The following is a 12887-nucleotide window of genomic DNA, read 5'->3' as shown; positions in this document are numbered from 1 at the left end:
TTGCGCCTCTAACTGTAAAAGCTTTGGGCCAGCGACCCCACAAGCAATTGCCAACCATCGACCAGCACAAACAGCATCAGCTTAAACGGTAGGGCGATTGTCGCTGGCGGCACCATCATCATCCCTAACGCCATCAATACGCTGGCGATCACCAGGTCGATAATCAAAAAAGGGATAAAAATCGTAAAACCGATCTGAAATGCCGTCTTTAATTCGCTGGTGACATAAGCGGGCAGGAGGATACGCATCGGTACTGCTTCCGGTCCCTGTAACGGACCGCTATTGGCCAGACGGGCAAACAGCGCCAGATCGGCTTCGCGGGTTTGGCGCAACATGAACGCGCGTAACGGTTGCGCGCCTTTATCCAGCGCTTCCTGCATAGAAATTTTCTGCTCGCTAAACGGCTGGTAAGCATCCACGTAAATCTTGTCAATGACGGGCGACATAATAAAAAAGGTCAAAAACAACGCCAGCCCGAGTAACACCTGATTTGGCGGTGCCGAGGGCGTGCCCAGCGCGTTACGCAACAGGCCAAAAACAATGATGATACGCGTGAAGCTCGTCATCATCAGTAAAATCGCCGGCAGAAACGTCAGCGAGGTGATGAAAACCAGCGTCTGGACGGATAATGACCAGCTTTGGCCTCCGCCCGCTAATGGTTGGCTGATAAGCCCCGGCAGTTGCGCAGCAGCGGCGGGACTAAAAAGCCACAGACCCGCCAGAGAAAGGAATAACAAACGGCGCATCAGGATCTCCCGGAACGCTTGAGTAAGCTCTTCATCATGTTCTGGAAATCCGCCGGTGGGGCAACGGGTGCTTCCGTGTCATTCTCCGCGGGCGGGAGGGTGTGCAGCAGGTTGATCTGCGAGGCGGTCACGCCCAGTACCAGACGCGCATTTTCGACCTCGACAATCACCACGCGTTCGCGCGGGCCAAGCGAGGCGCTGGCTGACACCTTGAGTCCCCGGACGCTATTTCCTTTTGGCGCGAATCCCATACGCTTAATCACCCAGGCCGCCGCCAGAATGAGCGCAATAATGCCGATTAATGCGCCGCTCACCTGCATGAGCGGCGATCCGGCTGGCGCGGTGGGCTGAGAAACCGTGGCCTCTGTCTTCATCATTAACGACTCAAACGACGCATACGCTCGGATGGCGTAATAATATCGGTGATACGTACGCCGTATTTATCCGCCACGACGACCACTTCACCCTGGGCAATCAGGTAGCCATTAATCAGGATATCCAGCGGCTCGCCCGCCAGCCCGTCCAGCGCGACGACCGACCCCTGCGTCAGACGCAGCAGTTCTTTAATGGTCATTCGCGTGCGGCCCAGCTCTACGGTCAGTTTGACCGGGATATCCATAATCAGATCGATATCCTGCATAGCACCGCTGACATCGCCGCCGCCAAGCTGTTGGAAAACCGCGTCGGCGGCGCTTTTAGTGGTGGTCGCTTTTTGCTCGTTTAACGCGTCAGCCCACAGATCATCCAATGCGCCAGTATTCTCATCGGACGGATTATTCATGTCACTCATTTGGGCTGTTCCTCATTCAGCGAATTCAAAATTGGGTTGATCAAATGTTCTACGCGTAGCGCATACTGTCCGTTTACGGTGCCATATTGGCTGGTGAGTACCGGAACGCCGTCCACATGAGCAATAATGCGGTCGGGTTTTTCAATCGGCAGTACATCGCCGGGTTTCAGCTTCAAAATCTGGGAAAGACGTAACGGAATATCGGCAAAATTGGCTACCAGCTCCAGTTCAGAGTGCTGAACCTGGCGGACCAGGTTATCACGCCAGTTCTGATCTTCATGGCGCGAGTTTTCCAGCGGCGGATTCACCAGCAGCTCACGCAGCGGCTCGATCATGCTAAATGGCAGACAGATGTTAAATTCACCGGTCAGATTGCCGATCTCCACATGAAACGGCGTATTAACGACGATATCGTTCGGCGAGGTGGTGATATTGGTAAATTTCACCTGCATTTCGGAACGCACATACTCCACTTCCAGCGGATTAATGGCTTTCCATGCGTCGCTATAGCCTTCCAGCGCCAGTTTCAGCATACGGTTGATGACACGCTGTTCCGTATGGGTAAACTCGCGGCCCTCGACTTTGGTCGGAAAACGACCGTCGCCGCCGAACAGGTTATCGACGGCAATAAACACCAGACTCGGCGAGAACACCACCAGCCCGGTGCCGCGTAGCGGCTTCAGGTGGATCAGGTTCAGGTTAGTCGGTACCGGCAGGTTACGCGCAAATTCGTGATACGGCTGAATACGTATGGCGCCCACGGTAATATCCGGGCTGCGGCGCAGCAGGTTAAATAATCCCATCCGGAACTGGCGTGCGAAACGCTCGTTAATAATCTCCAGCGCCTGCAAGCGTTCACGCACGACGCGACGCTGGGTATTGGGATCGTAAGGGCGAATATCGCTATCGCTTGCGATACCGGGAGTGGGTTCGTCTTTGGTGTCGCTGTCGCCGTTCAACAGCGCATCGATTTCAGCCTGAGAAAGAATACTATCGCCCATATCGTTACCGCAGAATAAAAGCTGTATAAAGCACGTCAGTGACGACCTGTTTTGGTTGTCCGGCAACGAGCGGCGCGGCCAGAGTCTCTTTAATGGCGGCAATCAGTTTTTGTTTGCCAGCTTCTGTTGAGAGCTCGGCGGCATTCTGACGGGAAAACAACAACAGCAGACGGCTGCGCACTTCCGGCAGATATTCATTTAATCGCGCGCGCGTCGCTTCGTCTTTCAGACGCAGGGTCACGCCGATATACAACACGCGATCCGCATCGCCCAGATTGACGGTAAACGTATCCAGCGCAAAAAATACCGGCGCGGGCGGCGGAGCCGGTTCCGCTTTAGCGTTCGTGGTCGGTTGCTGCTGCATACGCCAGTAGCTATAACCGGCGGTCGCGCAGGCGGCGAGGGTAATCAACACCAGCAAAGGTATCCAAATCGAGCGTTTGCTCTTTTTGTTAATCGCGGAGTCAGTCATCTGATACGGGCTTCCTGTTTCGGTACTGCTTATTGGCTGATTATCCCGTGTCCTGTCCACGACAAAGCGTGGAAAAGACGCGGATAATCATGCTACCTCTGGCGTTAGGCGAAGATATCCACTGCGCCATTGCCGCGCGCGGCGGCCTGAAGCGAGGCCGGCGCCGCTAACGCTATGTCATCTTCAGCGCCAAACGCGTCCGTGTGTTGGGCGCGGCCAGACTGTTGTTGCGATGAAGACTGCTGCTGTCCGGCAAAGCTTTCGCTACTGATACTGCTTTGTCCCAACTGAATGCCGCTTTCCGCCAACTGGGTGCGCAACATGGGCAGGGCGGCTTCCAGCGCGGCGCGGACATGGCTGTGCGGCGATACCATCTGGAGCTGCGCCTGATTGTCATCCAGCTTGAGAGAAATATGCACCTGACCTAACTCTTCCGGATGCAATCGAAGCTGCGCGCTTTGCTGTCCCTGACGCGTAAATAACATGACCTGCTGACTGAACGTTTGCTGCCATTCATGGCTGCCTAACGGCGCGCTGAGTACCGGGGCTGAGGCGACAGGTAGCGGTTGCGCCGTGGCGCTGCTGAGCGTCGGCATTGCCGCGCCATGCGTTACTGGCGCGGGCGGGCTATCCACCTCCACTTTCGCGCTGGTCGCGGCGGCAGCGACCACCAGCGGCGTCAGTGATGGCCCCGTGGCGCGATCGTCGCTGGCGCGCGCAAGCGACGCCTCGGTTTTCCCTTTTTCATGCTCGCTAAAAGAGAGCGTATGTGTCTCTTCCTGCGGCGCCGATGGCATGTCGCCGCGCAACAGTGACGGCAAGGCGATGTGATTTTCAGCCGGCGTCTCTCCGGCGACAGGCGTCGCGACAGGTTGTCCGGGCAGCATGGCGAATAAGGCGCTCAGACTGGCAAGATCCTCATCGCTCAGCGCGGGCGTTTTCTCATCATGCTGCGCCGTTTTACTCAATGCGGCCAGAGCGCTGGTTTTCAACGATGGCGTTAGCGTAGACAGTAGATGCTGCGCTTGTGTCAGATCGGTAAGCGTTTCATCCGTCGCATTCGCTTTTTGCGCCAGCAGGTCGGCAAGCTTCACCGCCTGGCCCGGCTCGCCATGTTGGGTCAGTAGCTCTTTCGATAACTTGCCGCCTGCCGCCTGTAAATCGGCCAGCGTGATGCGGGCGTCTTTGCCCTGTGCGCCGTCTGCGCCTAACGCGCCCGCCAGGAGCGCCAGAAAGTCCTCGGCTGAACCGGTGGTTTTTCCTGACGTCAGACCCGCGGTCATGTCGGTATCGGTGGTGATCAGTTGGGGCAGGGTGATCATTCGGGTTTCCTCATTGCTGCACGCTGAGCAAATTCATCCATCTTTTTCTGATCCATGCGGTTTTCAGCTAACAGCGCTGCCGCGGTTTGTCGGTCCTGTAAGGTTTGCCAGGCCTGAAGTCGCTGCTTTTTCTCACGCCAGCTCTTCAGCGCCAGGTCGACTTTTTGCGTCCACTGCGTAAGCTGGAGGCGATGCTGCTCTATCGCCTTTTCCAGTGTCTGAATAAACTGCTGATAGTTGATCCAGCGATTACTGGCGATGCCGTTGCCCATATCGGTGTTCAAATTACTGCGATACTCATTCTGATAATCGATCAGCATTTTGAGCTGTTCTTCCGCCTGTTGGCAGCCGCGACGCATTTCGCCCAGTAAACGCGCCGCGTCATCTACCTCTTTTTCGGCCAGATCTTTGAGTATTTCCAGAGCGCCATGTTGTGCCATGATCGTCGCCCTCCTGCTTTATCACACCGTCGGGAAAATTAAATCGAGCGCCTGCAGAGAGTCTTCCCAGTCGGCCCGTTCAAAAATGCCTTGCTGTAAAAACGCTTCCAGTTGCGGCCATAAGGTAATGGCTTTATCGAGCATCGGATCGCTGCCTTTGGCATAGGCGCCGACGCTGACCAGATCGCGGTTACGCTGGAAACTGGAAAGCAACTGTTTAAATAGCCGTACCCGCGCATAGTGCTGCTCGGTAATGAGCGCGGTCATCGCCCGGCTGATTGACGCCTCGATATCAATGGCCGGATAGTGCCCGGCCTCCGCCAGACGGCGGGACAAGACAATGTGCCCGTCGAGGATTGCGCGTGCCGAGTCGGCAATGGGATCTTGTTGGTCGTCCCCCTCGGTCAACACGGTATAAAACGCGGTGATAGAGCCGCCGCCGTGGATGCCATTACCGGCACGCTCGACCAGCGCCGGCAGCTTTGCGAACACCGAGGGCGGATAACCTTTGGTGGCTGGCGGTTCGCCGATTGCCAGCGCAATTTCACGCTGCGCCATCGCATAGCGCGTCAGCGAATCCATAATCAGCAACACATGCTGTCCGCGATCGCGAAAATCTTCGGCGATGCGGGTGGCATAGGCGGCGCCCTGCATTCGCAGCAGCGGTGAAACATCCGCCGGGGCGGCAATCACCACCGAACGCGCGCGACCGTCGGGGCCGAGAATATTTTCGATAAAATCTTTAACTTCGCGGCCACGTTCGCCGATAAGTCCCACGACAATCACGTCCGCCCGCGTGTAGCGCGCCATCATGCCAAGCAGAACCGATTTACCGACGCCGGAACCGGCAAAGAGTCCCATACGCTGACCGCGCCCTACGGTTAACAACGCGTTGATAGCGCGTACGCCGGTATCCAACACATGTTCGATTGGCGTTCGCTGTAGCGGGTTAAACGGCGGCGTGATTAACGCGCCGGTTTCCAGCGTATCCGGCGCAGGCAGTCCGTCGAGCGGTTTACCGCCGCCATCCAGCACCCGACCAAGCAGGGCCGGGCCGAGCGGTAACTGTTTGCCGCTTTGCAGACCGTCGCCATGCCCGTTACGGGCGTAAACGCGGGCACCGGGCAGAATGCCTTCAACCTCTTCCAGCGGCATTAAAAACAGACGCTGGCCGTTAAAACCGACGACTTCCGATTCCACCTCTTTGGTTTCAGGGCCGTCCTGGCGCTCAATAATGCAGGTGGCGCCCAGCGGAAGCTGGAGACCGGTGGCCTCCAGTACCAGTCCAGTGGCGCGGGTTAAACGTCCATAACGACGCACCGCCGGCAATAACGCCATTTTTGCTTCAAAGTTGTCGAGCGCGGTAAGCCAGCGGGTCAAACGCGTGGTCATCAGAGCACTCCCGGCGCCGCCAGGCGACACAACTCTTGCCAGCGAGTAGCGACGCTGGCGTCCAGATCGCCCTCATCGGCAGAGACTTTACACCCGCCGTGATGCAACGTTGGATCGCCGCGCAACCGCCATCCGTGAAGACTGAGCGTGGCGCCCAGCATCTCTTCCACCCGCTGTAAGTCGTCCGGATGCACGCGCAACTGCGGCTTGCCGCTAAAGAGCGGCTCTTGCTGCAACAGTTGTTGGATCTGTTTAATCAGCGCTGAGTTGTCCACCGCCGGCGTTTGGCCGATGACCTGACGCGCAGCCTCCAGGGCCATTTGCATCAGCCGTGAGGCGATAACGCTATCGAGCGCGTCAAGCGTGTTCTGAAACTCGCTCACTAACTGCTGCATACGGGCATGAATCGGCGCCTGCTGCGTCTGCGCCTGAGCTTGTCCTTGCTCCAGCCCCTGCGCTAACCCTTCCTGGTATCCCTGCGCGTGTCCTTTTTGCCGTCCCTCCGCCAGCCCGGCGTTATAACCTTGTTCATGGGCCTGTATTTTTAGCTGCGCCAGCTCCTGCTCCAGCTGCTGTTCGGCAGTGAGTTCGGGCTCCGGCGTATCGTCTGTCAAGGTCACGTTATCAGCCTCAACCGGCACAAACGTCTCCGGCGGCGGGGCGAGATCGTCGGGGGTCCAGACTTGCCAAGGCAATTCATTAGACATAGGTATCCTCGCCGCTGCCAATCACCATTTCGCCGGTTTCCGCCAGACGACACACAATAAGCAGAATCGCTTTCTGCTCGTTTTCCACCTGAGACAGACGAACCGGGCCACGGTTGGCAAGGTCGTCGCGCAGGATATCGGCGGCGCGCTGGGACATATTGCGCAGGAACTTCTCGCGTAATGGCGGTTCGGCGCCTTTCAGAGCGATCAGCAGCGATTCGGAATCCACTTCCTGCAGCAGACGCTGGATACTGCGATCGTCCACATCCACCAGATTTTCGAACAGGAACATCTCGTCGATGATTTTCTGCGCCAGTTCGCCGTCGAATTCGCGCACAGCGGTAATAACCGCTTCTTCCTGCTGCGTTTTCATCAGGTTGATAATTTCCGCCGCGGTTCTTACGCCGCCCATTTTGCTGCGTTTCAGGTTCTGACCGTCGAGCAGGCCATTCAGCACTTCGGTCAACTCCGCCAGCGCCGCCGGTTGTACGCCGCCAAATGTCGCGATACGCAGCATCACATCATGACGCAGTCGTTCGTCAAACAGCGCCAGAATATCGGCGGCCTGACTGCGTTTAAGGTGGACCAGAATGGTGGCGATAATCTGCGGGTGTTCGTCGCGAATCAGGTCGGCGGCGCTCTGCGGTTCCATAAAGTTGAGCGTTTCGATACCGCTGGTGGTATCGCGCGTTTCCAGAATATCTTCCAGCAGGCTGGAGGCGCGTTCTTCGCCCAGCGCTTTAACCAGTACGGAGCGCAGGTATTCGTTGGCGTTGATATTCAGCGCGGCGAACTGCTCCGCTTCTTGCTCAAACTCTGATAGTACGTCCGTCAGTTGTTTGTTGGAGATCTGACGCACGTTAGCCATCGCCGTACTTAACGCCTGTACTTCGCGGGTTGAGAGGTGTTTAAACACCTCTGCCGCCCGGTCTTCGCCAATGGTCATCAACAAAATGACGCTTTTATCGGTACCGCTAAGATTACTCATGATCGTTACTCATCCACTGGCGAATGACCAGCGCCACAACGCGCGGATCGTTGTCTGACATTTCGCGAATACGCTGGCTCATCACCTCAGCGCCCAGACGCTGGTTAGCCCGGCGTTGCTGGAGCTGCTCGTCTTTGCTAAGGCGTACTTCCACGGCTTCTTCGGTTTCCTGGCGAACCTGTGCCTGTTCCTGCGCCGCTTTCGCTTCTTCAACGCGGCGTGTCAACTGCGGACGTACCGCTTTGCGCCACAGAATCCAGGCCACCACCAGCACCAGTAACCAGCGACCTGCCGCGAGCAACTGATCGATAAAGGACTGCTGTTGCCAGAAGGGCAGTTCGCCGCCGGTGTTATCCACTGCGCTAAACGGTGAATTCACCACGTTTAGCGTATCGCCGCGTTTATCAGAAAAACCCATCGCTTCACGGGTTAAATCCTCGATCTGTTTCATCTGATCGGCGGTCAATGGCAGCGGTTTGCCATCCGCCAGCGTTTTGTAATTCACCACGACGGCCACGGAGAGACGCTCAATATCGCCCACATTCATTTTGGTGTGACGAATGGTGCGGTCCACTTCGTAGTTACTGGTTTCATTACGCTGCGTATTGCGCGGGCCAGCACTGTTACTGTTGGTACTGGTGCTGGTTTGTGGCGTATTCTGCGCGTTTTGTTGATTGGTCGGCGGCGTGGCGATCGGCGCCTCGTTAGGCGGCGCTGGTTGGTTCGACAGCGCGCCAGGCACGCCGCCGGGATAGCCCGCGCCTACCTGTTCGCTAATATTCAACTGACGTGAACGCAGGGTGGCCTTCGACGCATCGCCGTTCGGGCTGTAGTGCTCTTCCGTCTGCTCTTTATTGGCAAAATCCAACTGGGCGGTTACCTGAGCGTGAACATTACCGTTCCCGACGATAGGCGACAGAATGGCTTCGATACGGCGTTGGATGCGGCTTTCCACATCATTAGCAAATTTTAATTGCGCGTCATTAAGGTCGCGACCGCTGGTATTGGATTGCGTGAGCAGATGACCGGATTGATCGACCAGAGTGACGTTTCCTGGCGGCAAACCGGCGACAGCGCTGGAAACCAGATGTACCACGGCGCTAATTTGTCCTTCATCCAGCGCCCGACCCGGTTCCAGTGTGACGGTGACGGAGGCGGAAGGGGATTTTTGTTCCCGCACAAATAGCGACGGCTTTGGCATCGCCAGGTGAACGCGGGCGCTTTTTACCGGACCCAGCGTCTCGATCGTCCGGGCCAGTTCACCTTCCAGTGCGCGCTGATAATTCACCTGCTCGCTGAACTGACTGATACCGAATTTTTCCTGATCAAGCAGTTCAAAGCCTACCGCGCCGCCTTTAGGCAGCCCCTGCTGCGCCAGACGCAGACGCAGTTCATGCACTTTGTCGGCGGGCACTTCAATCGCGCCGCTGCCATTGGCAAAGCGATAGGGGATATTCATCTGGGTCAACTGCGCGACGATCGCGCCGCCGTCCTGATCGGAAAGGTTGCTAAATAGCGTGCGGTAATCGGGCGTTTTGGCCCACAGCACCATCGCAACGACGATCGCCACGGCAGCGGAACCCGCCACAATTAACGGAATTCGGGGATTCGCGCGTAGGCGATTAAGCCACTCGAGAGGTTTAGGTTGGGTTGCAGTCGATGCAGTCGCACTCATCTCGCACCTCGTGACTGATCGTGGACGGCGTTTTTTGCAAAGTGGAACAAGACTCACTCCCGGGTCAGCAAACTCGAAAAATTGACGGTCTCATTATTTGTGGTTTCGAATTTTTCTATGCGCTAAAAACCGAGGTTTTTTATCGTTATTTAACGCCTTTATCTTATTGACAAACTGGTAATCTCTGCTGCGTAAAAAATCATCCAGGGGAATAGCATGGCAGCAATACAGGGGATTGAAGGGGTTATTAGCCAGTTACAGGCGACGGCGATGGCCGCGCGCGGGCAAGACACGCACTCGCAGTCGACGGCGAGTTTTGCCGGCCAGCTACATGCTGCGCTGGATCGTATTAGCGACAGACAGACAGACGGCGGCGCGCGTTCAGGCGGAAAAATTCACTCTGGGTGAGCCGGGCATTGCGCTTAATGACGTGATGGCCGATATGCAAAAAGCGTCCGTCTCCATGCAAATGGGGATTCAGGTGCGCAACAAGCTGGTCGCCGCGTATCAGGAAGTGATGTCTATGCAGGTTTAAGCCAGGGCTGACAACACATCCACAGCGAACTCCCGGGCGCTTACCTACGTCAGCGACGGGGACGCGACGCCCATGCAACCAGTGCGTGATTATGTGGGCTTGTTTTTTGCGAGGCGCGCTCATTTTATTGATAAGCGGGTTGCACATTGTTGCAGGGACTTATTAAAAATAGGGTACGCCTGTTTACTGACGCCGTTCATTCCTACTATTCGTTCTGACGCTATTGTCATTGAGTTTGCAATCCAGAATGTTCCTGCAATATATGCGCCGTTGCGATAATACACGGTAAATTCTTTATTAATGCCTGGAATATCTGTTTCATGGAGATCCAGTATATACCCATACGGGGACAGATTATCAGCGAGACAGCGGGCAATGGCGCTCGGATGTGCATTGACCACTGTGACGGGTGAATAACGGGCAGCGGCAAGACAGACGACTCCAGTAATGGAGATGAAAATAATTTTTATCATTTTTTTGGCTTCTGCTGTGCATAAATAAATCATCACCTGATGATGTCAGTGAGTAAAAATATAAATACCTGATAGTCTTTTATGGCGTAGAGGGAAAATAATAATTATTTTATGTTTTGCTTAAAATAGTCATGGGTTTTTCATCGGCTCAAACAAAATTAAAACGGTATACGTTATATAATAGATTTATGCCACGGCGCACAAGACGACCTTGTCTGATTTCTTTTATGCGTTTTAGATTTTTGCCGGTTATGCCGTAAAAGGTCTACCGCCGTAACGTACAGCGGGAGTATGCGCTTATTTTTGAATCAGATAACGAATTGTCGGGCCATCCTGTTGGATATCCAGCACCGTATAACCGTGATTGCGCGCATCCAGTGGAATATTATTAATGGATTGCGGACAGTCGCTCACCACTTCCAGGATCTCACCTTTTTTTAGCTGCGGCATCGCTTCCAGAGTGGCGACCGCCGGGTACGGGCAAGGTTCGCCAACCATATCCAGACGGTAATCAGGGACGATATTTTTCATACAGATTCCTTAGCAGGCGTCAGCCCCGCACGGCGGAAAAAACGTTTTTCCCAGCCGATAATTAACATCAGCGCGGCAAATAATAACAGGTAGGTGACCAGCAGACCCCCCAGCGGACCAAAGGTATTCAGCAGGTTAACTTTATCCCAACTGGTCGCCAGCGCGGGCGCGAAATCATCCCAGTAGTAAGCCAGGATGGTTGAACCGATGACATTGCCGAGGCCCACCCACCAATAATGCACCTGGCCTTCTACGGCGCGGTACATCCAGCCGGTTTCGCAGCCGCCCGCCAGCACGATGCCAAAACCGAACAGCAGTCCGCCAATGACCGCATTCGGGCCAGCCCACATAATTTTAGGTGCAACGCCCAACTGCACGTAGCTGAAAATACCAATGGCGCTGACCGCCATGCCGAAAATAATCGCTTTCGCCATATGGGCGCGTCCGGAGATCCACAGATCGCGAAAGGCCGAAGTAAAGCAGATTTGCGCGCGCTCGATCAGCAGCCCAAACCCGACGCCGAACAGCATCGCCAGCCCCAGTTTCGGCTGATGCATTGCCGTTAATAACGCCCAGCCAATCATGCCGATAAAGACCAGCATACCGAGCCTGAAACGCCGTCTTGCCTGATCCGGTTTCTGCGTCAGTGGCGAAGCCGCGGAGACCTTCTGCATTTTCACCGGTATGCGAAATATCGGCAGCAACGTAAAGCGGGCGCCGAACCAGGAGCCGATAGCGGTCGCTAGCGCAAAGAACCACGCGTGTAGGGAGAACTGCGGGATCCCGGTAAAAAAGGCGGCCAGGTTACACCCCATCGCCAGACGCGCGCCGAAGCCAGCGATCATGCCTCCGACCACCGCCTGTACGATACGGATTCGGCTGCGCGGCATACGCAGTTTTACGTTGTTGGCCCACAGCGCCGCGGCGAAACAGCCGCCGAACATGCCGAGGATCATCATGCCGTCGATACGCGTCAGCGGCGTACCTTCCAGATGAATCAGCTTGTAGTAGCCCCACTGTTCGGCATGAACGCCAAAAAGCTGCAAAATTTGCCCGCCCCAGCGGGTAAATTCGCCCGTCACGGCCCAAAACGTGCCGGTGATGCCAAAATAGTAGGTAGAGAGAATACCGGCTGCGATCACCGCAGGGGCCGGCGCCCAGAATTTAATTAACCAGGTTTGCTTGAAGTGTTGCCATGACATGTGTTTAGCCTCTGAACTCAGAAGGTGTGAAACAAGAAGTGCGCATACTACACCGATCACAGAATTTGCCTACACCTAATAAGCGGTAATACCGACTGGATCAAATTGCGGCCAGCGCCTGGAAAGGCTGGCGGCGTCAGGGCTTTAATGCCACAATTCCTCTTTCTTCTGATGCAGGATGAATGATGAAAAAAGTAGCGATCGTTGGCGCATTGCTGGTTCTGGCCGGATGCGCCGAGGTGGAAAACTATAATGATGTGGTGAAAACGCCCGCGCCGGCCGGTCTGGAAGGGTACTGGCAGTCAAAAGGCCCGCAACGTAAGCTGGTGAGCCCTGAAGCTATCGCCAGCCTGGTGGTGACTAAAGAAGGCGATACGCTGGACTGCCGCCAGTGGCAGCGCGTTATTGCTCTGCCGGGCAAGCTGACCATGCTCTCCGATGACTTAACCAATGTTACGGTTAAGCGTGAGCTCTATGAGATTGAGCGCGACGGGAATACCCTGGAATATGATGGCATGACGCTGCAGCGGGTCGCTCGTCCGACGCCGGAGTGCGCCGCCGCGTTAGAAAAAACGCCGCTGCCGTAATTTCGCTTCCCGGCAGCGCTCTGCCG

General features: G+C 55.8%; 15 protein-coding genes and 1 pseudogene. 2 read left to right on the top strand and 14 right to left on the bottom strand.

Going from position 1 to position 12887, the window contains the following annotated elements:
* Positions 1-8 precede the first annotated feature (8 nt).
* From fliP to fliF, 11 genes are all read right to left on the bottom strand, one after another.
* Positions 9-746: a flagellar type III secretion system pore protein FliP gene (fliP, locus tag ACQ29O_RS13335; protein WP_001253411.1), complete on the bottom strand. Its 738-nt coding sequence runs from the start codon at positions 744-746 to the stop codon at positions 9-11.
* Positions 746-1123 (bottom strand): flagellar biosynthetic protein FliO, encoded by a 378-nt coding sequence (gene fliO / locus ACQ29O_RS13330; RefSeq protein ID WP_000978276.1) that lies wholly within the window; start codon positions 1121-1123, stop codon positions 746-748. The genes fliP and fliO overlap by 1 nt, the downstream gene beginning before the upstream one ends.
* On the bottom strand, positions 1123-1536 hold the full coding sequence (fliN, locus tag ACQ29O_RS13325; RefSeq protein WP_001282115.1) for a flagellar motor switch protein FliN: 414 nt from the start codon (positions 1534-1536) through the stop codon (positions 1123-1125). The genes fliO and fliN overlap by 1 nt, the downstream gene beginning before the upstream one ends.
* On the bottom strand, positions 1533-2537 hold the full coding sequence (gene fliM / locus ACQ29O_RS13320) for a flagellar motor switch protein FliM (protein ID WP_000502811.1): 1005 nt from the start codon (positions 2535-2537) through the stop codon (positions 1533-1535). Before fliM ends, fliN begins: the two co-directional genes overlap by 4 nt.
* A gap of 4 nt (positions 2538-2541) precedes the next feature.
* On the bottom strand, positions 2542-3009 hold the full coding sequence (fliL, locus tag ACQ29O_RS13315; protein ID WP_000132169.1) for a flagellar basal body-associated protein FliL: 468 nt from the start codon (positions 3007-3009) through the stop codon (positions 2542-2544).
* Positions 3010-3113: 104 nt separating this feature from the next.
* Positions 3114-4331 (bottom strand): flagellar hook length control protein FliK, encoded by a 1218-nt coding sequence (gene fliK, locus ACQ29O_RS13310; protein ID WP_000631671.1) that lies wholly within the window; start codon positions 4329-4331, stop codon positions 3114-3116.
* Entirely contained in the window at positions 4328-4771 is a 444-nt protein-coding gene (fliJ, locus tag ACQ29O_RS13305; protein ID WP_000046977.1) for a flagellar export protein FliJ, read from the bottom strand. The genes fliK and fliJ overlap by 4 nt, the downstream gene beginning before the upstream one ends.
* A gap of 21 nt (positions 4772-4792) precedes the next feature.
* On the bottom strand, positions 4793-6163 hold the full coding sequence (gene fliI / locus ACQ29O_RS13300) for a flagellar protein export ATPase FliI (RefSeq protein WP_000213257.1): 1371 nt from the start codon (positions 6161-6163) through the stop codon (positions 4793-4795).
* Positions 6163-6870, bottom strand: coding sequence for a flagellar assembly protein FliH (gene fliH / locus ACQ29O_RS13295; protein ID WP_000064158.1), 708 nt, complete (start codon positions 6868-6870; stop codon positions 6163-6165). Before fliH ends, fliI begins: the two co-directional genes overlap by 1 nt.
* Complete coding sequence (gene fliG / locus ACQ29O_RS13290) at positions 6863-7858, bottom strand: flagellar motor switch protein FliG (protein ID WP_253336230.1); 996 nt, start codon at positions 7856-7858, stop codon at positions 6863-6865. The genes fliH and fliG overlap by 8 nt, the downstream gene beginning before the upstream one ends.
* Positions 7851-9533 (bottom strand): flagellar basal-body MS-ring/collar protein FliF, encoded by a 1683-nt coding sequence (gene fliF / locus ACQ29O_RS13285; protein ID WP_001276832.1) that lies wholly within the window; start codon positions 9531-9533, stop codon positions 7851-7853. The genes fliG and fliF overlap by 8 nt, the downstream gene beginning before the upstream one ends.
* Before the next feature lie 216 nt (positions 9534-9749).
* Between fliF and fliE the strand changes: the two are divergent.
* A pseudogene (gene fliE, locus ACQ29O_RS13280) lies at positions 9750-10068 on the top strand (flagellar hook-basal body complex protein FliE).
* A gap of 119 nt (positions 10069-10187) precedes the next feature.
* Here the strand turns inward: fliE and ACQ29O_RS13275 are convergent.
* The 3 genes from ACQ29O_RS13275 to yedE form a co-directional block, all read right to left on the bottom strand.
* Positions 10188-10574: a hypothetical protein gene (locus ACQ29O_RS13275; protein ID WP_000639597.1), complete on the bottom strand. Its 387-nt coding sequence runs from the start codon at positions 10572-10574 to the stop codon at positions 10188-10190.
* 264 nt (positions 10575-10838) lie between these two features.
* Positions 10839-11072 carry a sulfurtransferase-like selenium metabolism protein YedF gene (gene yedF, locus ACQ29O_RS13270; RefSeq protein WP_000790504.1) on the bottom strand — a complete coding sequence of 78 codons (234 nt, stop codon included), beginning with the start codon at positions 11070-11072 and terminating at the stop codon, positions 10839-10841.
* Positions 11069-12274 (bottom strand): selenium metabolism membrane protein YedE/FdhT, encoded by a 1206-nt coding sequence (gene yedE, locus ACQ29O_RS13265; protein WP_001531105.1) that lies wholly within the window; start codon positions 12272-12274, stop codon positions 11069-11071. The genes yedF and yedE overlap by 4 nt, the downstream gene beginning before the upstream one ends.
* Positions 12275-12459: 185 nt before the next feature.
* On the opposite strand from yedE, the gene yedD reads away from it, so the two are divergent.
* Complete coding sequence (gene yedD, locus ACQ29O_RS13260; protein WP_000754693.1) at positions 12460-12861, top strand: lipoprotein YedD; 402 nt, start codon at positions 12460-12462, stop codon at positions 12859-12861.
* Positions 12862-12887 lie beyond the last annotated feature (26 nt).

Origin of the sequence: Salmonella sp. GDC200615 (assembly GCF_050574145.1) — a bacterium.
Lineage (GTDB): Bacteria > Pseudomonadota > Gammaproteobacteria > Enterobacterales > Enterobacteriaceae > Salmonella > Salmonella enterica.
Note: the sequence above shows the minus strand (reverse complement) of the source record. Positions and strands in the feature narration are given on the sequence as shown.